The sequence below is a fragment of the uncultured Streptomyces sp. genome (genome assembly GCF_947488945.1).
GTDB lineage: Bacteria > Actinomycetota > Actinomycetes > Streptomycetales > Streptomycetaceae > Streptomyces.
In genome coordinates, this window is sequence record NZ_CANLBS010000026.1 from 53,485 (window position 1) to 75,388 (window position 21,904).

Below are 21,904 nucleotides of genomic sequence, written 5' to 3' on the forward strand. Positions count from 1 at the left end.
TTCCGCACAAGGGGGTGTCCCGTGGCTGTCTGGTGGTGTCCGGGGGCGCTGGCCCTGGGGGCGCTGGTCCCGGGAGCGCTCGTCCCGGGGCGCTGACGAGCCAATCATCGCGTCTATCTCAGGACAAGGCCCCCTTACCCAGCGGGATCCACAGGGAGAACCAGTGGCTCCGTGGTAGAACGAGGGCCACCGCGTCCGCGCTGCGCACGACCGCCCCGGACGCCTCACCGATCCGACAGACACAGGAACACGCATGACCCTCACCCAGCTGAGGGCCTTCGTCGAAGCGGGGCGACTCGGGTCGTTCACCGCGGCGGCGCAGGCCATGGACATAGCCCAGGCGTCGGCCTCCGAACTGGTGCGGCGCCTGGAGACGGAACTGGACGCCGAGCTGTTCGCACGGGGCAGCCGCACCCTGACCCTGACCTCGGCCGGCCAGGAACTCCTGCCGTACGCCCAGCAGGCCCTGGAGGCCGCCGAGGGCGGGACGAGGGCGGTGCGCTCCCTGGGCTCCCTGGGCGGAGGGACGGCGACCTTCGGTGTTCTGCGCAACGCGGACTACTACCTACTGTCCAACCTCGTGCAGATGTTCCACGCCCGGTATCCGTCCGTCAGGGTCAGGCTCGTGGGGCAGAACTCGTCGGAGACCGCCGCCGCCGTGGCCGCCGGCCGGATCGAGGCGGGCCTGGTCGTCCTGCCGATCGACGACGAGGGGCTGGTGGTGACCCCGCTCCTGCGCGACGAGGTGTTCTACATCAGCGCGAGCGAGGAACGGACCCGCATCCCGGTGACGATGGAGGCGTTCGCCCGGGCCCCGCTGGTTCTCTACGACGCGCATTACGGCTGGCAGGACCCCACCCGGCGGCAGCTCGCGGAGCGGGCCCAGCTCGCCGGGGTCGCCATCGACCCGCTCATCGAGCTGGAGCGCGTGGAGGCCGCGCTGGACCTGGTGGCGGCCGGGGTGGGCGACACGATCGCCAGCAGGGCGGTGGTCGCCGGTCCGTCGTTCCCGTCGGGGCTGCGCACCGTCTCGTTCGCCGACCCCCTCTACGACACGGTCGCCCTCGTCAAGCGGCGGGGACATCCGCTGTCGCGGGCCACGAGGGAGCTCGCCCGGCTGGCCGAGGACACCCTTCGCGAACTCCGTACCGAGCTCGGTCTCTGAGTCGCAGCCTCAACGCGGGGATCAGGGAAACCCTGTGGATAGGACAGGACTCGCCCCTCTGGTCCTGTGGCAGCGAGACGTCTAGCGTCCCTGCCATGCAGATCACGCACGACGAAGCACAGGCTCTCCCCCCGTTCCAGTGGCTCAAGAAGCCGTCCGTGGACGGTCCCCCCGCCCAGCGCGACCCCAAGGTGGTCGAGCGGGTCTCTCAGATGCTGAAGGAGATCGAGCACAAGGGCATGGACGCGGTGCGCGCCTACGCCCAGGAGCTGGACGGCTGGTCCGGCGACGTGGAGATCGGGGCCACCGAGCTCAAGAAGTCGGGGGACGCGCTGCCCCCGGACGTCCGCACCGCCCTGGAGATGGGCTACGAGCGCACCCACCGGTTCGCCTCCGCGCAGCGCGAGCACCTGACGGATTTCGAGGTCGAGGTCGCTCCGGGGGTCGCCGGCGGCCAGCGCTACGTCCCCGTCTCCCGGGTCGGCGCGTATCTGCCGGCCGGCCGTTTCCCGCTGCTCGCCAGCGCCTTCATGACGGTGAACGTGGCGAAGACCGCCGGTGTGCCCACGGTGCTGGCGTGCACTCCGCCATCGGGTGAGCACGGCGCGCACCCCGCCGTCCTGTACGGCGCCTATCTGTCCCGCGCCGACCGGGTGTTCGCGCTCGGCGGCGTCCAGGCGCTCGGCGCGATGGCCTTCGGCCTGCTCGGCGAGGCCCCGGTCGACATGCTGGTCGGCGCGGGCAACGCGTTCGTCACCGAGGCCAAGCGGCAGCTGTTCGGCCGGGTCGGCATCGACCTGCTGGCCGGCCCCTCCGAGGTCGCCGTCATAGCCGACGACAGCGCCGACCCCGAGTGGGTCGCGGCGGACCTGCTGGGCCAGGCCGAGCACGGCCCCAACTCGCCCGCCGCGCTGATCACCACGTCCGAGAAGCTGGGACGCGCGGTGATCGCGGAGATGGACCGCCAGCTGGAGTCCCTGGTCACCCGGGACATCGCCGGCCCGGCGTGGCGTGATTTCGGGTCCGTCGTCGTGGTGGCCGACCGGGCCGACGCCGTCGCCGTGGCCGACGTCATCGCCCCCGAGCACCTGGAGATCCAGACCGAGGACGACGACTACTACCTGGGGAACCTCTCCAACTACGGCTCGCTGTTCATCGGGTCGTGGTCGACGGTCGCCTACTCCGACAAGGGCATCGCCGGCACCAACCACGTGCTGCCCACGGGCAAGACGGCACGCTACAACGCGGGGCTCTCCGTCTCCCGCTTCCTCAAGCCGCTGACGTACCAGCGCGCCTCGAAGGAGGGGACCGCTTCCCTCGCTCCCGCCGTCGAGCGTATCTCGGCGTTCGAAGGGCTGGCCGCCCACGGCGCCACGGCGACGCTCCGCATCGACCGGATCGGGCGGACGTCCGGCGCGTTCGACGAGATCCCGGCCGCTCTGCGCGACCAGCTCTGACCGCTCTCCCGTGCCGCCGCTCCGCGTGCGGCGGCACGGGGTCGCCGGGGCGCGCCCCTTGTCGGCCGCGCCCTGGGCCGCACCGGCTCCCCCCTGACACCGCCCACAACCGAGGTCCACCCATGCGACATCGCCCGTCCGCGCCGTTCCCGCCTCCCGGAGGCGGGAACGGCACCGCTCTCACCCAGGGCCTGAAGGGCCGCCAGATCACCATGATCTCCATCGGCGGGGTGATCGGCGCCGGCCTCTTCGTCGGTTCGTCCACCGCCGTGGTCGCCGCGGGGCCGGCCGTTCTGATCTCGTTCCTGCTGGCGGCCGCGCTCGTGGTGCTCGTCATGCAGATGCTGGGCGAGATGGCCGTCGCCCAGCCGGACACGGGCTCCTTCTCCACCTACGCCGACCGCGCGCTGGGCCGCTGGGCGGGCTTCTCGATCGGCTGGCTGTACTGGTGGTTCTACATCCTCGTCATCCCCATCGAGGCCATCGCGGCGGGCGAGGTGATCGCCGGCCTGACCTCGGTCCCCAGCTGGATCCCGGCGCTCGTGGTGATCGCCGTACTGGCGGGCAGCAATCTGCTCGCGGTGCGCAACTACGGGGAATTCGAGTACTGGTTCGCCCTTTTGAAGGTCATCGCGATCGTGGCGTTCCTGGTCCTGGGCGTGCTCGCCGTGCTCGGTGTGCTGCCGGGCTCGGACACCCACGGCGTTTCGAACCTCTGGAGCCACGGCGGTTTCGCCCCGCAAGGCGCCATGGCCGTCATCGCCGGCCTGCTCACCGCGATGTTCAGCTTCCAGGGCAGCGAGATCGTCACCATCGCCGCCGCCGAGTCCGAGGAGCCGCGCAAGAACATCAAGAAGGCCGTCCGCGCCGTGGTCTGGCGGCTGGGCCTCTTCTACATCGGCTCGATCTTCATCGTGGTCTGCCTCGTCCCGTGGAACGCCGGTGACCTGGCGGCCGGCTCCTACCAGGCGGCCCTCGACCGGATGAACATCCCGGGCGCCGCGTGGATCATGGACGTCGTCCTTGTCGTCGCCGTGAGCAGCTGCCTGAACTCCGCCGTCTACACCGCGTCCCGAATGATGTTCTCACTGGCCGGCCGGGGTGACGCCCCGGCCGCCTTCGCACGTACCTCGCGGCGCGGAGTTCCGGCCAACGCGGTCGTGGCCTCCACCGTCATCGGGATCGCCGCGGTCATCGCGAACTACCTGCTGCCGGAGGTCTTCTCGTACCTCATCGCCTCCAGCGGAGCGATCGCCCTGATGATGTACATGGTCATCGCGCTCACGCAGTACGCGACCCGCCGCAAGGGGGGCCTGCCGGCCGAGGTCCGGATGTGGGCGTTCCCCTACCTCACCCTCGCCACGGTCGCCTTCATCGCCGGGGTGCTGGTGCTCATGGCCGTACTGCCGGGTCACCGACTGGAGCTGTGGCTCTCGCTGGGGCTCGCCGCCATGCTTGTCGCGGTGGGGGCGGCGCGGCAGCGCCGGGCGGGTGCCACGGGCGACGGTCCGGCGGCATGCCCCTCGGGCACGGAGCGGACTCCGGAGCGGGCGGTGTGACGGGGCCGGGGCGGCTCAGCGGGCGCGGGCGTGCGTGGCGCGGGGGACGAACTCCGTCGGCAGGACCAGGCGTTCACCGGCCGGGTCGACCTCCTTGGCGATCCGCCGCACCAGCAGACGCGCCGCCTGGCGCGACAGCTCCCGCAGATCGTGCCGGACGGTGGTAAGCCGGAACACCTCCCAGGCCGCCATCGGGAGGTCGTCGAAGCCGATGACGGTGAGGTCCTCGGGGACCCTGACACCCGCCGCGAGCGCCGCGTTCAGGACACCGATGGCGACGACGTCGTTGCCGCAGAACACCGCCGTGGGCGGCTCGTCCGCGTCGAGGAGGGCGGGCAGCGCCCGGTAGCCGGTCTCGTACTCGAAGGCCCCACGCACCACCCGGCTCTCCGGAAGCCCTACGCCCGCCTCGGCGAGGGCCAGCCGGAAGCCCAGCTCGCGCTCGCGCCCCGTCGTCGTGTTGGCGGAACCGAAGATCCCGGCGACACGGCGGTGCCCCAGGGCCGCGAGTTCCCGCGCGACGAGCCGTCCGCCGCCCTCGTTGTCGACGACGGAGGCGAAGTCGTCGCTCCGCCCGGTGTCGCGGTTGAGGAAGACGAACGGCATGCCACGCCGCTCCAGCTGGGCCGGCAGGCGGGAGTCCGTGGTGGCGGTGGCGAGGACGACTCCGTCCATCGACTGGTCGAGCAGCTTCTCCTCGGCGACCGCCTCGTCGGACCGCTCGGTGATCAGCATCATCCGGTAGCCGAGACTGCTCAGTTCGTCGTGGAGCGGGGCGATGACATGAGGGTAGAAGGGGTTCGTCAGATCGGTGACGATGACGCCCACCCGCCGGGTGGCGCTCGTCGACAGCGTGCGCCCGGCTTCGCTCGGCACGTAGTTCAGCGCCTGGGCCGCCCGCCTGACCTTCTCGCGGGTGGCCTGGGACACACGGGGGTCGTCACGCAGCGCGCGCGAGACCGTGGGCTGCGAGACACCAGCCAGCCTGGCCACGTCGTGACTGGTGATCCCCATCGGCTCTCTCCTCGTCGCCACCGGAGCCGCCCGACCGCGCCTCCGGATCAGTATACGTATGCCTTATGCACGCGTGGCCGTGCACCGCCCGGTCGTTGCGGCGCGCGCACGGAAACGCATGCACCACCCAATTTCCAACCCAGCCCCCTTGACATCCAACACATCGGCGCCTGTCATGTAATACATACGTATTCACACGCAAGGAGCAGTCATGGCAGTCATGCCCGACGTCGTGGTATCACCCAGCGAGCTGGCCCGTCGCACGGTCCCGCGCAGCGACTTCGTCTCGTGCAATCAGGCCTTCATCGACTGCCGTACGCCAGGGTCGGACCGCAAGGAGAACTACGCGATGATCGGGCCGGGCGTCTCCCAGGCCGCCGGTCAGCACGTCAACCTCCGGCTGCCGCACGGCTACAACATCGGTGCCGCCGCGATGCCGCACGGCATCACCAACAACCTCCATCTGCACTACACCGCCGAGGTGTTCGTCTGTACCGAGGGCGAGTACCTGCTGCGCTGGGGCGCCGACGGCACCGAGGGAGAACTCACCCTCAGGGCCGGCGACATCGCCTCCATCCCCACCTGGATCTTCCGCGGCTTCACCAACACCGGGCCGGACGACGGCTGGATGTTCACCGTGCTGGGCATGGACCACACCGGCGGCATCATCTGGGGCCCCTCGGTCCTGCGGGAGGCCGGGAAGCACGGCCTGTACCTCACCGCGGACAACCAGCTGGTCGACACCGTCGCCGGCGACACCCTCCCGCCGGAGTCCGAGCTGGTCAGCCCGATGACGCAGGAGCACATCGACCGGCTGCGCCACTACACCCCCGACCAGATGAAGCGCCGAATCGCCGCCGCGGACGAGCTGGTCTTCTCCGAGCACCCCTTCCTCGACAGCGCCCTGCCCGGCGGCGGCGCCCGGCTGAGCTGCGTTATCGGCTACGGCATGACGGAGGACCCGCACCAGGAGCCCCGCGTGTTCAACCCGCACGGGCACAACGTCGCCTGGCTCCGCGCCGACCCTGGGCAGGGCGTCTCGGCGCACCGTCAGCACGAGACCCAGACACTGATCGTGAAGGACGGCCTGTGGGAGGTCACCGTCAACCGCACCGATTCCCTCACTGTCCGTCTCGGCCCCCGCGACATGCTCTCCGTCCCGCAGGACGCCTGGCGCACCGTGCGCAATGTCGGCGACGAGCAGGGCGACCTCCTCGTGGTCAACTCCGGTGACGGGCGCGTCCGTCTGGAGTGGGACGAGGAGGTGCGCAAGAGCGCGGCGGACGCGGGCCTGGGCATCGACCACAACGGCTACGTCGCCCCGTACGCCCTGCTGCCCCGCTCCGCGCGCTCCTGGTGACCGGCGTGGAGGACGGGGACACGGGCCGTCCGCCGCCGTTCGTCGTGGTACCCGGAATGCTCTGCGACGCGAGCCTGTGGCGCGACGTCGGCTTCCCCGAGGGCCACGACGTCCACCACGTCGCCCTGCGGCGCAGGGACATCGGGGAGCTCGCCGAGGACGTGCTCGCCACGGTGACAGGCCCGTTCGTGCTCGTCGGGCTCAGCCTGGGAGCCATCGTCGGCTTCGAGGCGCTGCGCCGGGCGCCCGAGCGGATCGCGGGTCTGTGCGTAATGGCGACCAACGCGGGCCCGCCGCGCCCCGAGCAGTACACGGCCTGGCGGGCGATGGACGAACTGATCGCGGCCGACCGGTTCGCGGACGCCGTCGAGCAGACGCTGCCGGACATGTTCCCGGACCGCACCCCCACGCCCGAGGCCGCGCGGCGCTACCGCGCCATGGCGCACTCGGTGGGCGCCACGGCCGCCCGCGCCCAGCTCGCCGCGCAGGCGACCCGCACGGACGCGGCCCCCGCCCTGCGGACGGCCCGCTGCCCCACCGCCGTACTGGCCGGGGAGCGGGACACCCTGTGCCCGCCCTCCTACCACCGGGCGATCGCGGACTCGGTCCCCGGAGCCGCCCTGACCCTGCTGCCCGAGGCGGGACACCTGCTGCCGTGGCAGCGGCCGGAGGCGGTGACGGCCGCACTGCGCGGACTCGTCACGGCCGCCGGCGGTACGAGACCGGCGCCCGCCGCTCCCTGAACGCACCACCCCGCCCCCTTTCATCCTCATCGGAAGAGAGCCGTCATGCCCCGACACCTCAAGTCCCCCCTCCCCGCCGCGCAGGTCAGCGCGGCCCGGGCGGATGTCGCCGAGCGCGTCCACGCCATCCTCGACGACATCCGCCGGCGCGGTGACGACGCGGTCCGTGAGTACTCCGAGCAGTTCGACAAGTGGAGCCCCGAGTCGTTCCGCCTCAGCGCAGACGAGGTCCGGCGGATCGTGTCCCAGGTGCCCGGCACGGTCCTGGACGACATCCGCTTCGTGCAGCAGCAGGTCCGTACGTTCGCGCAGGCCCAGCGTGACTCGCTGGCCGACGTCGAGATCGAGACGCTGCCCGGCGTCCGCCTCGGGCACCGGCATGTCCCCGTTGCCGCCGCCGGCGCGTATGTGCCCGGCGGCCGCTACCCGCTGACGGCGTCGGCCCACATGACGATCGTGACCGCCAAGGTGGCCGGCGTTCCCCGCGTCGCCGCCTGCACACCGCCCATCCGGGGCGAGATCCCCGCCGCGACGGTCGCGGCGATGCACCTCGCGGGCGCCGACGAGATCTACCTGCTGGGCGGCGTCCAGGCGGTCGCGGCGCTGGCCGTGGGCACCGAGACCATCGGCCGCGTCCCGATGCTCGCGGGGCCGGGCAACGCGTACGTGGCGGAGGCCAAGCGACAGCTGTTCGGCGAGGTCGGCATCGACCTGTTCGCCGGACCGACCGAGATCCTGGTGATCGCCGACGAGAACGCGGACCCGTTCGTCGTGGCCGTCGATCTGCTGTCGCAGGCGGAGCACGGCCCGGATTCCCCCGCCGTACTGGTCACGACCTCCGAGCAGCTGGGCCGCGAGGTCGAGCGGCACATCGAGCGCCTCCTGCCGGGCATGCCCACGAAGGACTTCGCCGAACCCGCCTGGCGCGACCACGGCGAGATCGTGGTGGCCGAGACCCTCGACGAGGCCTTCCGGATCGCCGACTCCTACGCCAGCGAGCACGTCGAGGTGCTGACCGAGAACCCCCGCCAGGCACTGGAGAAGATGCGCGACTACGGAGCGCTCTTCCTCGGCGAGGGCACCTGCGTCTCCTACGGCGACAAGGTCATCGGCACCAACCACGTCCTGCCCACCCGGGGTGCCGCCCGCTACACGGGTGGCCTGTGGGTCGGCAAGTACCTCAAGACGGTGACGTACCAGGAGGTCACCGACACCACGTCCTCCGCACTGCTCGGCGAGGTGTGCGGCCGGGCCGCGCGCATCGAGCTCTTCGAGGGCCACGCCCGCTCCGGAGACGTCCGCGCCGCCAAGTACGGCAAGGGCACCCTGCCGTGGAACGAGGAGGGCGCCGCATGACCAGCCGCACCACACCGCTGACCGGCCGCACCGCGCTCGTCACCGGCGGCGGCAGCGGTCTCGGCCGGGCCGTCACCGGGTCGCTGCTCGCCGACGGCGCCCGCGTGGTGATCACGGGCCGCAACGAGGCCGCGCTCAAGGAGACCGCGGCGCGCTTCGGCCCGCGGGTCTCGTACCGCGTCTGCGACGTCTCCCACCCCGACGACGTGGAGGAGCTCGCCCGTGGTCTGGCCGGCGAGGAGATATCGATCCTGGTCAACAACGCCGGGATCGCCGGCCCGGTCGCCCCGCTGACCGAGATCACCCCGCAGGAGTGGGACGAGGTCTTCGACGTGAACGTGCGCGGGGTGTTCCTGATGTGCCGGGCCTTCCTGCCCGCCATGACCGCACGGGGCGCGGGAGACGTCATCAACATCGCCTCGGTGTCGGGCAAGCGCCCGCTGTCGCGGCGCACCCCGTACTGCGCGTCGAAGATGGCGGTCATCGGTCTCACGACCACGCTGGCCGGCGAGGTCGGACCGCTGGGGGTCACAGTCAACTCGCTCTCCCCCGGTCCTGTTTCGGGTCCCCGCATGGAGCGCAACTTCCGTCTGGAGGCGGAGCGCACCGGGAGCACGCACGCGCAGGCCGAGCAGGAGTTCGTCGGTCGCTCCGCCCTGGGGCGGATGGTCACGGAGGACGAGGTGGGCGAGGCCGTCACCGCGATGCTGCGCATGCGCGGCCTGTGCGGGGCCGACATCGACCTCTCCGCGGGGATGGTGGCCCGGTGACCGCGCACCGCACACCGCACCGCAGCCTCAAGCAGCGGCTGGCGGACGGCGAGCAGCTGCGGGGCGCCCTGCTGCGGCTCCCCTCGGAGACGCTGGTGGAGATGGCCGGGGTCGCGGGATTCGACTACGTCGTCATCGACTGCGAGCACGGCCCCGCCGACACGGCCCTCCTCCAGCAGCACCTCACGGCCGCTGCGGCGCAGGGCACCGACGTCCTGGTCCGGGTCGGCTCGGCCGAGCCTGCGCTCGCCCTGCGCTGCCTCGACCTGGGCGCGGCCGGGCTGATCTTCCCGCATGTGGACAGCCACGAGGACGCGGTACGGGCGGTGGCGGCCAGCCACTATCCGCCGTGGGGGGAGCGGGGCTTCGCCACCTACAGCAGGGCGGGCCGGTTCGGCACGGTCACGGCGGCCGACCATGTGGCCGCGTCCCGCGAAACCCTGGTCGTGGCCATGATCGAGACCCGGCGCGCCTGCGAGGACGCCGACGCGATCCTCGGCACCAAGGGGGTGGGCGCGGTCCTGGTGGGCCCCGCCGACCTGGCCGTGGACTGCGGCTTCCCGGGGCCCGGCGTCGTCGAGGGGCTGACCGCGCGGGCGCACGACGCGGCGCGGGCCAACAAGCGCGCGGTGATGACGATCGTGCCGAGCCTCGACGCCGGCCGGACCGCCGAGCGCCAGGGGGCGCAACTCGTCCTCTACAACATGGCCCATGTCCTCATGGACACCATGCGCGCCCTCGCCGGGCCCGGCACGACGGACGCGGCCGAAGCCCCCGCCTGACCGGATCCGGGACGGCCGAGGCCCTGCCTGCGGCGTGGCGTCACGGCACCCCCTGCGCGCCGCCCCCGCCGGGCTCCCGGCTGCCGCTTTCCGGGCCTGCCGGCCCGCTCCCGGCACACCCTTGACGCCCCGGACCGGGGTCCTTAGTGTTCTCGACCAGCCCTCGTGATTCATACGTATGCATTCCTCATTCCCCGCGTGATCGGAGCAGCCATGTCCGCCACGGCGCCACCCGGCCCAGCCGTCACCTCCCCCCAGGCCGACCCGAACAGGCGGAAAGCGATACGCCGAGCGATCGGCGCGGGCAGCATAGGTAATTTCGTCGAACAGTTCGACTACGGCCTGTACGGCTACATGGCGCCGATCATGGCCCCGGCGTTCTTCCCCCAGAGCGACAGGGCCGTAGCAGTCCTGAGCACGTACGCGATCATCGCCGTCGCCTGTCTGTTCCGCCCGCTCGGCGGCACCCTCGTGGGCCGCTGGGGCGACCGGGTCGGCCGCAAGAAGACCCTGCTGTGGACCATCGTCGCCATGGGTGTGGCCACCGCCCTCATCGGGGCGCTGCCCACGTACCAGCAGATCGGCGTCGGCGCCCCGGTGCTGCTCCTGCTGCTGCGCGTCGTCCAGGGCTCCGTCTCCGGCGGCGAGTACGTCGGAGCCGTCGCGTTCATCGTGGAATGGGCGGAGCCGAACCGTCGCGCCTACTACACGTCGTACGCCTCCAACAGCTGCTTCGTCGGCACTCTCGCCGGCGCCGGCACGGCGGCCCTGACCAGCTGGGTGTTCGAGGGCGAGGCACTCGACTCGTACGGCTGGCGACTTCCCTTCCTGCTGGCGATCCCGCTCAGCCTGGTCGGGGTGTGGCTGCGCCGCCACATCGAGGAGACGCCGGAGTTCGTCCGGGCGACCAACGAGGGGGCGGACGTCGTCGAGGACCCGATCCGCGAGGCACTGCGCTCGCAGTGGCGGCCGATCCTGGTCTTCTGCGGAATCTCGATCATGCTCGCGATCCTGTCCTACACCTGGGTCACGTTCTATCCCCAGTACCTGACCGACACCCTGGGCCTGCCGCGGTGGATGGCCCTCACCTCGAACGCCATCTCCATCGCCGTCCTCATCCCGATGCTGCCGCTGGCCGGCATGCTGTCGGACCGCATCGGGCGCAAACCGATGCTGGTCACCGGGGCCATCGCCTGCATCGTGCTGGTCCCGGTCGCCTTCATGGTCGGCGAGCACGGCACCTTCGGAACGGCCGTGGCCAGCCAGCTCATCTACCTCGTGCCGGAGTTCTTCCTCACGGGCATCGTCACCGTCTGCGCGGCCGAACTGTTCACCACCCGCACCCGGTTCAGCGCCAGCGCCATCGCGTACAACAGCTCGTTCTCCATCTTCATGGGCACCACGCCGTTCGTCGCGACCCTGCTGGTCAGCACCTTCGACACCATCTACGCCGTCTGGGCCTACCTGGCGGTGGGCGCGCTCCTGGCGCTGGCCGTCGTGAGCGCCTTCATGACGGAGACGTACCGCAGTCAGCTCGGCGCGGACAAGTTCGCCCGCTAGCCCCCGCCGGGGCGGCGTCGGCCCCCCGGCTACCCTCATGACCAGCCGTCCGCATACGCATTCACACACGCACCACTCCACTGGAACGGAAAGCACCATGGCCCTGGCCCCTGTCGCATACCTCCCCTACAAGGACCCGGACGAATTCATCCGCGAGGTGACCGACCGCATCTGGGTCGACCGCGACATCGCCCACATCGTCGACAACTACGAGCCCGACTCGATCGTGCACGCCAGCCTCGGCACCGTCGTCGGACGTGACGGCGTCATCGAGGGCAGCACGATCCGCATGGGCAGCACGCCGGGCCACATCGGCCAGGCCGAGGACGTGGTGTGGGAGGCGCGCGGCGACGACGCGTTCCTCAGCTCGCACCTGGTCTTCTCCGCCGACGAGCACCTCGTGGACGGCCGCAACATCCGCATCCGCAAGCGCACCGTGGCCAACTGCCTCTACCGGCGCGGCCGGATGGTGGAGGAGTGGGTCGTGCGCGACGACCTCGCGGACTGTCTGCAGCGCGGCCAGGACCCGGCCGAGGCGGCCCGTGAGCTGACCTTCCAGGGCTACAGCGGCTCGATGCTCGACGAACCGCCGCAGGACGTGCTGGTCAACGGGGTCAGCGGTGAGCGTCCGGACGAGTTCCGTCCCGAGTGCGAGATGGTGCTCCGGTTCATCGACGAGGTGTGGACGCAGCGTCAGCTGAACAAGGTTCACGACTACATGGACCGTGACCTGTTCCTCCACACGATCGGCGACCGGACGGTCATCCGGCCCGAGCGCTACCAGGCCGATCTGCTCGCCATGGTCGGCCCGTTCCCCGACGCGCGGTTCGCGGTCCGGGACATCCAGACGAACTTCTCCCCGCGCTACGCGGGCCTGCGCGTGGCAGTTCTGTGGACCATGCACGGCACCTACCGCGGCACCCCGTCCTTCGGGCCGATCACTGGCAAGCCGGTCACGGTGCTCGGCGTCTCGCAGTTCCTGATCCAGGAGGGCCGCATCGTTAAGGAGGTCCGTGTCTACGACGAGATCTCGCTGCGCGCGCAGATCAACGCCGGCCGCGAGGAGGGCTCGCAGATCGAGGCCAACATCTACTGAGCACCCTCGGCGCGGGCGGCCGCCACCGGCTGCCCGCCTCGTCGACCGGTCCGGTTACCCGGCGGCCGTGATCAGCTGTGCGGCCCCCTCCCCGACGAGGGCGCTCGGCGCGTGCGTGTTCCCGTGGGTGATCGTCGGAAACACCGACATGCACGGCGCCCCTGAGCCTGGCGACGCCGTGCACGCGCAGATGTGCGTCGACGGATCCGTCGGTCTCCGTTCCGATGCGGGCCGTACTCGGCGGCGGATTGGTGCAGGACCCGATGATGTTCGCCACGCCGGCCAGCTGCAGGCGTTCGGGGCGTGGCCGCCGCAGCCCTCGACGTAGAAGGCGTGCGGGGTGCGACCACCGATGACCGCGAGGGTGCGTCTCGCGTACGCCGCACCGGATCGCCCCGCTAACACTTCTCCCCGGCGCTGCCAGACGTGTAAGCCGGCCGCCGGGCCAGGCGCTCGGCACGGTCGCGCAGGCGTGGCCCATGTGTGGGGCCGCACGCGGTTGTGGGCCTTGGGCAGATCGCCGGAAGGGCCGAGGTGTTGGAGGCGTGGTGCGTACCCTGTGGGCGTGATCGCATTAGAGCGTCTCGCCGTCTTTCTGACCGTGGTGACCGTGCTGATCGCTGTGCCAGGACCGAGTGTCCTGTTTGTGGTGAGCCGGGGAGTGGCGCTTGGGCGACGGGCCGCCGTGTCCACGGCGGTGGGGAACGAGGCGGGGCTCCTCGTCCAGGTGGTCCTCGTGGCACTGGGGCTCGGGGAGGTGCTCGCCCGCTCCTATCTGGTGTTCTCCATCCTGAAGTTCGCGGGTGCCCTCTACCTCGTGTACCTCGGTGTGCAGGCCTGGCGGCATCGCAGGCATCTGGTGGTCCAGGAGCAGGACGCGTCGGGGGCGGGCCGTGCGGGCCGGGTCTTCCGGGAGGGTTTCATCGTCGGGGTGAGCAACCCCAAGGGCCTGTTGATCTTCGGTGCGGTTCTGCCGCAGTTCGTCGACCCTTCAACGGGGAACGCGCAGATGCAGCTGTTGCTGCTGGGCACGATCTGTGTCCTGATTGCGCTGGTCTCCGACGCGGCCTGGGGCCTCGTTGCCGGGACGGCCCGCAACTGGCTGGCCAAGTCGCCGCGTCGGCTGTCGTGGATCGGTGGGGCGTCGGGCTTCGTGATGGTCGGCCTGGGGATCCAACTAGCGGTCAGCGGGCGGGAATGAGCCGTCGGCGTACGGGGGTCGGGCGGGCCGGGGCATGACCCGCCCGCGCCGACGTGGTGTCAAGCGGTGCCAGCGCCCGGGATTCCGCCGGCCAGGTAGTGGGCGGCGTTGCGGTCGATGATGCGGCTGCCGGGGCTTTCGGCGGCGGCCAGCCAGTTCGGTCCAGGACTCGGCGTCAGGACCGGAGCCCGCATCCTGATCGAAGTCGGCGACGGCGGCACCTTCCCGACCGCCGGCCACCTTGCCGCCTACGCAGGAGTCGCACCCGCGACCCGCAGTTCTGGGTCCTCGATCCGCGGGGAGCAGCCCTCCCAAAGGGGAAACAAGCAGCTGAAACGGGCCTTCTTCCTTGCCGCGTTTGCAGCCCTGGCCGACCCCGCATCGCGGACCTCTACGACAAGAAGAGCGCCCAGGGCCGGGGTGAGCCGTCGGCAGGAGCGCGGCGGGGACGGCGCGGGCGGAACGCGGTGCCCGACAGCGGACCAGAGCCAGCAGCACAAGAACCGGCCGGGCCCGCCGACTGCCTACCGGCCGGGTCCGGTCCTGCGGGCGGGGACGGGCTGAGGGGACCTGCTGGCGGGGGCGACGGCCTCCGCAGCGGCAGCCAGCAGGGCCATGGGGCGAAAACTCGGGCACATCGGGGCCTCCAGTCCCGGGCCCTCGCATGGGAGGGCCCCACATCCGTTGTGACGGGAGCGGTCGGGAGAATCCATAGCTTGATGTGACTAGCCCGGGCCGCCCAGAAACCATTCCGCCGACGTCGTTCGATCAGTGGTCAAGATCGTTTTTCTAGGATCTTGGGCGATGGGAGGCCTGGTGCCGTTGCGCCTGCCGTCGCCGGCTCCCGGGTGAGGGAGGAGGAACTGTCCGCGTAGACCTCGATCTTCTCGCGGGTGCCCCAGCCGGTGCGGGCGCAGGTGGCCAGGCCGTACCAGCGGATGGTGCGCAGGACGGTGTGGCTCCACAGGGTGGCGAGGGGGGTGCAGGCGTAGACGAGGAGGCGGGTGCGCAGGGGTTCGTCTTCGGGGCGGATGGTGAGGTAGGGCAGGGTGTGGAGGTAGCCGAAGAGGATGGGGGCGATGAGCAGGGCCCAGAAGGGGGCGGTGGCGCTGAGGGGCTGGAGGATGATGATCCAGGTGAAGGTGGCGGTGGTGGCGAGGGTCATGAACCAGTTGGAGACCTGGCCGAAGAAGGCGTAGCTGGTGGTGGGGAGGTAGCGGACGCGCCAGAAGGAGCGGATGGCGGAGCCGCGCATCCAGCGGGCTTGTTGGCGTAGGTGGTGGCTGAGGTTTTCGGGCATGGTGGCGCGGGCGAAGGCGGTGGGCTGCTGGACGGTTCTGCCGCGGAGTTTGGCCAGGAGGGTCAGCATGGAGTCGTCGGAGAAGGCCACGGGGCGTCCCAGGAACGTCTCTTCCAGGTAGGCGCGGGTGTGGTCGCGGATCACGGCGGCCCGGTAGGCGGCGCAGGCACCGGTGTTGACGGTGACGGAGCCGAGGACGGACTGTGCGGAGCGTTCGTTGAGCTGCCAGCTGACGGCGTGGAGGTCGAAGAGGCGGGTCAGCCAGTTCGTGCGGGCGTTGGCGGACAGGACGACGGCGGCGACGGACTGCACGTCCGGGTTGCTGAACGGCTGCAGGATCTCGTGGAGGGCGAGCGGGTCGAGTTCGACGTCGGAGTCGATCGTGACGAAGTACTGCGCCTCGGGTGCGGCGTCGGCCGCGGTGATCTGGGCGTGGCGTTTCCCGCGATTGGCCGTGCGCTGCCAGACGACGCGGATCCCGGCCTCGGTGCCCGCTTTCGTGAACCAGTCGCGTTGGGCGGTGTAGTCGCTCCCGCTCCCGTCGTCGGTCACGCTCACCGTGTCCGGGAGCCGGGTCTGCTCCAGCAGCGACTGCAGCGAGCGGTGCAGCAGGGCGGGGTCCTCGTTGTAGAGGGGCACGAGAATCGCAAGGTGGGCGGTGTCCAGGATGTGCTGTTGGTTCGGCGCGGCGCGGTGGGGGCGTTCGGTGTAGGCGAGGAGGGTCTGCCACAGGACCCATGCGCACGTCAGCGTGTACAGGATCACGAAGGGTGGTCGTCCGCCGTGGCCCAGGGCGGCGAAGGCGTCCACGCGGCGCAGCAGGAGGTAGCCGAGCAGGACGGTGGCGACGGTTGCGGCGGCCAGGGCGCGGCGGCGCAGCGCGGAGGCGGGGGTGATGCGGGTCATGGCGGGGCCCCTTCAGGAGGCGCGCGGTGCGAGCGGGGTGTGGGGTGAGGTGGTTCTCACTGGCCGGCTGGGCGGCCGCGGCGCCAGGTGCAGCGGAGCAGGATCACGCCGGTCAGGACGAGGGCTGCGGCGGTGGCGAGCAGCCACATCCCGTCGAACGTCATTCCGAACGCGGTCATCGTGCCGATCCCCAGACCGGTTCTCGCCAGTTGTCCTTCGGACATGCGCGGGTACCCCTTTTTTTCGCGTGGGAAGCCCGCACCGGACACGGGCGGGAACGGTGCTTCCACGGTGGAGGGGACAGCAGGTCGGCGTCCCCGGTGCCAGGGGTCTCTTCTCCGGTCCGGCGTCCGCGTGCCGTCTGCGTGAGCCGGTTCCTCCGCCCGGGACGAAACGACGGTCCAGGTGGACTACCAGCCACTCCGACTCGTCTTCCGCGGTGCTGCGGGAGGGCCGCTGGCCCCCGGGCCTGGCATACCTGCGGACCGCGGGGTGATCGGGCCCGAGGTCGCGAGCGGGCTCAGGGGGTGGCTTTGTAGAAGTGGGCGTCGAAGGGTGCCATTCAGGCCGGTCCCGGGCCGAGGCGGGCGGGGTCTGGTGGGGTTGGTTCAGAGGTACTCGACGGTGGGACCTGATGGTGCAACGCCCCGGGTGTCCAGGAGGTAGGTGGCTTCGCGGGCGACTTTCTCCAGGCCGAATTCGGGGTGGGGCGTAAGGACGACGACGGCGTCGTAGTCGCCTGCGGGGTTCATCTCGTACAGGACCCCCGGCTGGGTCGAGGCGGCGTGCGGGTCGATGATGTCCACCGTGGCGCCCCTGGCCCGCAGCATGTCGATGACGGCGCGGGCAGGACTCTGCCGCACGTCCGTCGGTCCAGGCTTGTAGGACAGGCCGAGTGCGGCGATCAGACAGCCCTTCAGTGGTTTCCCCCGGGCATTCAGGCCGTCCTGGAGCCGTCGCACCACGTAGCCGGGCTGCTGCTCGTTGATGTCCTGGGCAAGTTCGATGAAGCGGAACGACTCGCCGAGAGTCGCTCTGACGTGGTGGCTCAGGTAGACGGGATCCACCGGCAGACAGTGGCCCCCTACCCCCGGACCCGGGGTGAACTTCATGAAGCCGAACGGCTTCGTCTCGGCCAGCCGCAGGGCGTCCCACAAATCGAGGCCGAGCGTGTGCGCCACGCGAGACATCTCGTTGACCAGCGCGATGTTGACATGCCGAAAGGTGTTCTCCAGGATCTTCCCCAGCTCCGCGCTCTCCATCGAACCAGCCTCGTGCAGTGTCTCCGTAATGGTCTGGTAAAAAGCCCCTACCCGGGACAGGCAGGCCGGTGTCAGGCCGGAGATCACCTTGGGAGTGTTGGCGAACGTCCACCGCTGATTCCCCGGGTCGATCCGTTCGGGACTGAAACCGACATGGAAGTCCTCTCCGGCGGTCAGGCCCGACTCGTTCTCCAAAAGGGGGGTCAGGACACCCCGCGTTGTGCCCGGATGAGTGGTGGACTCCAGGACCACTGTCTGGTGCCGTCCGCCGCACAGGCCGCGGCCGAGCAGAACACCGGCAGCGCGGACACAGCCGAGGTCCGGCATCCCGTCCCTGAGAGGCGTCGGCACGGCAATGACCGCGACATCCCACTCCGGGGCAACCGCGGCAGGATCGGCCACCGGTACGTAGCGGCCGGTGGTAAGCGCGGCCATCAGCCGCCCGGACGAGACGTCCTCCACGTAGGAGTCCGCCTCCCACAGCCGGGAGCAGCGCTCACCGTCGGGTTCGTAGGCAGTTACCGAATGCCCGGCATCCACCGCTGCCATGGCCAAGGGCAGCCCCACATATCCCTGGCCTGCGACCAAGACCCGCAGTGGTCGTCCCATGGGTGGCTCCAGATCGAGAAGGGGGCAGGGAAGGCCGCCAGTCCGGGAAGGTCAACCCGCACCCCGACCGACGTAAGTCAAACTATGCGCAGGGGTGCAAATAGGGCGTTCAACGCCACGCCTTCCCGCGTGCAAGCAGCACCCGGCCCCGCACAAGGCCGCCCAGGACAAGCGCCCAGCGCAGTCGCCAACCGGGCGAACGTTGCTGCATGCGGCACTAGCTCCGCCGCATCGTCGCCGAAGATCTGCGGCAGACCAACTTCAAGGACCGCGGCTGCCGTGCCGACGACCTCCTGCCGAGTTCACCGACACCGAGCGCACCGAATTCGCCCTGTAGGCCAGGACCGGGACGCGGCCGGCCGGTGCGGCGCTACGGTGGGAGCGCCGACCTTCCTCAAGGATCTGATGGGCGCACAGCCCGAGGAATTACCGCACCCCCCGCACCCCCCGCGCCGGCCGCCGCCGTCCAACTCCTGCAGGAGCCGACCGCCGCGCGGGGACGTGGGTGCCCGCGTTCGAGCAGGACCGCAGACCGTGCCCCGACCGAGGTGCTGAACTCCCGGCCGCGGTCCGGGGCCTTCGCGGGCATCAGGCACCCCGACGATGGCCGCCCCCCGCGCGGCCAAGGGATTGACCCGTACCAACCAGAACCCTCACGAGGCGGAATGCTGCGGATGAGCGGTTCCAGGCCCTGGCTGTCGTGCATATTGGCGCCGGAGGCTTGCACGAGGGCGCCCGCATGCGGGCCTACGGCGGACAGGTGGCCGGACAGGCCCTGACCGCCGCGGGTCACACGGCCGGAGCGGCGCTGATGCCCACTCCCTGCACGGGGACTCCCTCCGCGCCGGTGACACCCGCGATCCGATCGTCTACCAGGTGGAGCGGCTTCGGGACGGCCGCAGCTGCGTGTCCCGGCGCGTGACGGCGATCCAGCGGGCGAGGCGATCTTCAGTCTGTCCGCCTCATTTAGCTTCCCGAGGAGCCGAACGGTTTCGGCGACCGGCATCTCACGATGCCGCAGGCCACGCCTCTCGGGGAGCACCCCGACGCGTTCACCTCCGTCCAGAGGGAATCGCGGAGCACCACGATGTAAGCGGCTTTCTCGGGGGCCCCGAGCAGTCGCTGCGGGTGAGGGCGGCGCACGCCGGCCCGAAGAGCGCCGGACGCTACGGCTCACTGAAGTTCTCTGTTGGATACGCCGTGAGCGCCCGTGTGAGGCAGGAGGCCTGCTTCCTGCCTTCCCGCCGAAGAGGCGGATCACGGCTGGATAAGGGGGGCGTCATCCGAAGCGTGCGGTTTCCGCCTGTTCGGCGCGTCGGGCTGCGGGTGGGAGAGCGAGTGCCGCGGCGCAGAAGACCGCGCCCAGCGCGATCCAGCCGATGGCTCCGTGAGGGAGGACGAGGGTGGTGATCAGGATCGGGCCGAGGGCCTGGGTGAGAGAGATCCCGGTCTGGAAGACGCCTTGGTAGTCGCCTTGGGCGTGGTCGGGCGCCAGGGCGTAGCCGAGGGTCCAGCTGCCGGCTTGCGAGGTGACTTCGCCGAGGGTGAGGAGTACGACGGCGGTCAGGAGGATCACGGTGGCGGCTGTGGGAGAGCGGTGCGGGGCTGCGGCTGCCGTGACACAGGCGAGGGCGGTGAGGATGCCTCCGAGTCGGAAGGAGCGTATGGCCGCGGGGAGGGTGGTGGCTCGGTGTGCGGCGCGGATCTGGAGCACGACGACGAGGAGGGTGTTGAGGATCAGCAGGGCGCCGACCAGGGTTCGTGGAGCACGTGTGTGGTTGACGAGCCACAGGGGCAGGGCGACTTCCAGGACGACGTAGAGCGTGTTGACGATCGCGTTGAGCCCCGTGACGAGCAGGTAGGGGCCGTCGCGCAGCGCGCTGGCCGCCTTGGGGTGACCCGTGTGGACCCGTGCAGGGGTGGCCTGCGTGGCGGGGACCTTGCGCAGTGGGATGAGCGCGAGGACGAAGGTGGCGGCGTCGGCGAGGATCGCGGCTTGGAACGCGCCGGGGCGGTCGAGGGCGACGACTGCGGCCCCCAGGGCGGCGCCCGCGCCGATACCTACGTTGTTGACGGCGCGCAGCAGTCCGAGGGCGGGAGCGCGTGTGGCCGCGGGAAGGCTGTGCGCGTACAGGGCGCTGCGTACGGCGGCGTTGGCTCTGCTGCCCGCGGTGACACCGCAGGCCAGCAGTAGGAAAGCGGTGTAGGTGTCGGCGACGGCGTAGCCGACCATCGCCGCTGCCTGGACCAGGTGCAGGGCGGCCAGGACGCGTTTGGCCCCGTGCCGGTCGGACGCGCGCCCTGCCGGGATGGCGGCGAGGACGCCGCAGAGGCCTGCGAGAGTGAGGGCGAAGCCCACTTGCGGGGCGGAGTACCCCAGACCGTGGGTGAACCAGAGGGTGCTGATGGTCAGGAACAGGCCGTTGCCGGTCGCATTGACCACGAGCAGGGCGGCCAGGGCGCGTACGACCGGATCGGGAGACAGGGAGACGCGCCGTCCTCTTGTGGACGGTGTTGCGGGCACGATCGGCGGCCGGGAAGGTGGTGCGGGAGTCATGGCCGTGAGCCAACCCTGCGTGCGGCCGCAGCAGAATGGGTTAAGACTGGGGCTTAATGATCCGGTTCCGTCTCAGCCTCTCCGACCTCGCGGCGACGTCCTTCGCGTACTCGCCGCTACAGGAGACCGTTCTGAGTCTGCGCCTGTGGGGCAACCACGCCGCCCGCTTTCCCCACCTGCAGAAACTACGCACCGCGATGCGTCCGGCGTTCGAGCAGCTCGACCAGGAGCTGCTGACCTCACTGGTGGCCCGGTGCCGCTACTGGGTGCCCGATCTCCTCACCCCCCGTCCTCACACCCCCGCTCCCGGCATCCGCTCGGAGCTCATGGCCCTGCGCGCGGTCGACCCAGCCCGCCTCGGACCGGAACTGGAACAGACCTTCCATCCCCTGGGTGAACCGGTCCCGCCCCGGCTGCTGGCCGGCCTCGCGGACCCCGCCCGGTTGCTGGCCGACATCGCCGACGCACTGGAGGCGTACTGGCACGCGTGTCTGCTGCCCCGTTGGCCGCGCATTCGGTCCGTGCTGGAGACGGACCTCGCCCACCGGGCCCGCGCCTTGGCCGAACACGGCGCCGGACACCTGTTCAGCGGCATCAGCCCGCGCCTCAACTGGACCGACGGCGTGCTGAGCATCCACCGCAACGGCCCCTGGGCCGCGTCCGCAACCGACATCCCGATCGACGGCCGCCGTCTCCTGCTCACGCCCAGCTGTTTCGTCGACGGCGTCTCGACCATGCTCGGCCCCGGCGCGCCACCCCACATCATCTACACCGCCCGCGGCCTGGCCACCCTCGCCGAAAGCCCCCCGCCTTCCGCCTCCCCCTCCCTGGACAGGCTTCTCGGCCCTCCCCGCGCCCGTCTTCTCGCCCTGCTCGCCGAGCCCGCCTCCACCACCGAGCTCGCCCACCGACTACACGTCACCCCCGCAGCCGTCAGCCAACACCTGTCCGTACTCGCTGCTGCCCGGCTCATCGACCGCACCCGCCACGGCCGCCATGTCCTCTACCGCCAAAGCCCTCTCGGCACCGCCCTCCACCAGGCCCAGCAAGACACCCCACCCGATCAGGAGCCGTCTCCATGAGCTCGGCCGGGGCTGGCAGGCAGGCCGGGTCTTCTTCAGTGCCACGTTGGACCGGACGTTCTCGTCCTTCGGCAGATGGTCCGGGGACACCCTCACCCTGGGCACGCGAAGCGTCGCGCGGTACC

General features: G+C 70.8%; 17 protein-coding genes and 2 pseudogenes. 14 read left to right on the top strand and 5 right to left on the bottom strand.

Features of this window, described 5'->3' with window-relative positions; all coding sequences use genetic code 11:
• The first annotated feature begins 253 nt into the window (after positions 1 to 253).
• From Q0994_RS29800 to Q0994_RS29810, 3 genes are all read left to right on the top strand, one after another.
• Positions 254 to 1,165 carry a LysR family transcriptional regulator gene (locus Q0994_RS29800; RefSeq protein WP_299540782.1) on the top strand — a complete coding sequence of 304 codons (912 nt, stop codon included), beginning with the start codon at positions 254 to 256 and terminating at the stop codon, positions 1,163 to 1,165.
• A 95-nt stretch (positions 1,166 to 1,260) separates the two neighbouring features.
• The gene (gene hisD, locus Q0994_RS29805; RefSeq protein ID WP_299540784.1) at positions 1,261 to 2,622 is read left to right on the top strand and encodes a histidinol dehydrogenase; all 1,362 of its coding nucleotides are present in this window, start codon (positions 1,261 to 1,263) and stop codon (positions 2,620 to 2,622) included.
• Positions 2,623 to 2,744: 122 nt separating this feature from the next.
• Positions 2,745 to 4,181 carry an amino acid permease gene (locus tag Q0994_RS29810; RefSeq protein ID WP_299540786.1) on the top strand — a complete coding sequence of 479 codons (1,437 nt, stop codon included), beginning with the start codon at positions 2,745 to 2,747 and terminating at the stop codon, positions 4,179 to 4,181.
• 15 nt (positions 4,182 to 4,196) lie between these two features.
• On the opposite strand, the gene Q0994_RS29815 is transcribed toward Q0994_RS29810, so the two are convergent.
• Complete coding sequence (locus Q0994_RS29815; RefSeq protein WP_299540788.1) at positions 4,197 to 5,216, bottom strand: LacI family DNA-binding transcriptional regulator; 1,020 nt, start codon at positions 5,214 to 5,216, stop codon at positions 4,197 to 4,199.
• Between the two features lie 190 nt (positions 5,217 to 5,406).
• Here Q0994_RS29815 and Q0994_RS29820 point away from each other — a divergent pair, with 190 nt between their 5' ends.
• From Q0994_RS29820 to Q0994_RS29860, 9 genes and pseudogenes are all read left to right on the top strand, one after another.
• Entirely contained in the window at positions 5,407 to 6,555 is a 1,149-nt protein-coding gene (locus tag Q0994_RS29820) for a cupin domain-containing protein (protein WP_299540790.1), read from the top strand.
• A 5-nt stretch (positions 6,556 to 6,560) separates the two neighbouring features.
• A complete protein-coding gene (locus Q0994_RS29825) occupies positions 6,561 to 7,298 on the top strand; it encodes an alpha/beta fold hydrolase (protein ID WP_299540792.1) in 738 nt (245 codons plus the stop codon).
• Between the two features lie 45 nt (positions 7,299 to 7,343).
• The gene (gene hisD / locus Q0994_RS29830; RefSeq protein ID WP_299540794.1) at positions 7,344 to 8,654 is read left to right on the top strand and encodes a histidinol dehydrogenase; all 1,311 of its coding nucleotides are present in this window, start codon (positions 7,344 to 7,346) and stop codon (positions 8,652 to 8,654) included.
• A complete protein-coding gene (locus Q0994_RS29835) occupies positions 8,651 to 9,424 on the top strand; it encodes an SDR family NAD(P)-dependent oxidoreductase (protein WP_299540796.1) in 774 nt (257 codons plus the stop codon). Before hisD (Q0994_RS29830) ends, Q0994_RS29835 begins: the two co-directional genes overlap by 4 nt.
• The gene (locus Q0994_RS29840) at positions 9,421 to 10,206 is read left to right on the top strand and encodes an HpcH/HpaI aldolase/citrate lyase family protein (RefSeq protein WP_299540798.1); all 786 of its coding nucleotides are present in this window, start codon (positions 9,421 to 9,423) and stop codon (positions 10,204 to 10,206) included. Before Q0994_RS29835 ends, Q0994_RS29840 begins: the two co-directional genes overlap by 4 nt.
• A gap of 213 nt (positions 10,207 to 10,419) precedes the next feature.
• Positions 10,420 to 11,766, top strand: coding sequence for an MFS transporter (locus Q0994_RS29845; RefSeq protein ID WP_299540800.1), 1,347 nt, complete (start codon positions 10,420 to 10,422; stop codon positions 11,764 to 11,766).
• A 97-nt stretch (positions 11,767 to 11,863) separates the two neighbouring features.
• Positions 11,864 to 12,862, top strand: coding sequence for an ester cyclase (locus Q0994_RS29850; protein WP_299540803.1), 999 nt, complete (start codon positions 11,864 to 11,866; stop codon positions 12,860 to 12,862).
• 565 nt (positions 12,863 to 13,427) lie between these two features.
• A complete protein-coding gene (locus tag Q0994_RS29855) occupies positions 13,428 to 14,063 on the top strand; it encodes a LysE family translocator (protein ID WP_299540806.1) in 636 nt (211 codons plus the stop codon).
• A gap of 162 nt (positions 14,064 to 14,225) precedes the next feature.
• Positions 14,226 to 14,482, top strand: a pseudogene (locus Q0994_RS29860) (IS110 family transposase); the annotation flags it as partial.
• Between the two features lie 356 nt (positions 14,483 to 14,838).
• Here Q0994_RS29860 and Q0994_RS29865 read toward each other — a convergent pair.
• The 3 genes from Q0994_RS29865 to Q0994_RS29875 all read right to left on the bottom strand — a co-directional run bounded on the left by Q0994_RS29865 (position 14,839) and on the right by Q0994_RS29875 (position 18,140).
• Positions 14,839 to 16,269 carry a glycosyltransferase gene (locus Q0994_RS29865; RefSeq protein WP_299540809.1) on the bottom strand — a complete coding sequence of 477 codons (1,431 nt, stop codon included), beginning with the start codon at positions 16,267 to 16,269 and terminating at the stop codon, positions 14,839 to 14,841.
• 56 nt (positions 16,270 to 16,325) lie between these two features.
• Positions 16,326 to 16,493 (bottom strand): hypothetical protein, encoded by a 168-nt coding sequence (locus tag Q0994_RS29870; RefSeq protein WP_299540811.1) that lies wholly within the window; start codon positions 16,491 to 16,493, stop codon positions 16,326 to 16,328.
• A gap of 384 nt (positions 16,494 to 16,877) precedes the next feature.
• Entirely contained in the window at positions 16,878 to 18,140 is a 1,263-nt protein-coding gene (locus tag Q0994_RS29875) for a nucleotide sugar dehydrogenase (protein WP_299540813.1), read from the bottom strand.
• 742 nt (positions 18,141 to 18,882) lie between these two features.
• Here Q0994_RS29875 and Q0994_RS29880 point away from each other — a divergent pair.
• Positions 18,883 to 19,108, top strand: a pseudogene (locus Q0994_RS29880) (acyl-CoA thioesterase domain-containing protein); the annotation flags it as partial.
• A gap of 311 nt (positions 19,109 to 19,419) precedes the next feature.
• Here Q0994_RS29880 and Q0994_RS29885 read toward each other — a convergent pair.
• Positions 19,420 to 20,697 carry an MFS transporter gene (locus Q0994_RS29885; RefSeq protein WP_299540816.1) on the bottom strand — a complete coding sequence of 426 codons (1,278 nt, stop codon included), beginning with the start codon at positions 20,695 to 20,697 and terminating at the stop codon, positions 19,420 to 19,422.
• A 56-nt stretch (positions 20,698 to 20,753) separates the two neighbouring features.
• On the opposite strand from Q0994_RS29885, the gene Q0994_RS29890 reads away from it, so the two are divergent.
• The gene (locus tag Q0994_RS29890; protein WP_299540819.1) at positions 20,754 to 21,779 is read left to right on the top strand and encodes a helix-turn-helix transcriptional regulator; all 1,026 of its coding nucleotides are present in this window, start codon (positions 20,754 to 20,756) and stop codon (positions 21,777 to 21,779) included.
• Positions 21,780 to 21,904 lie beyond the last annotated feature (125 nt).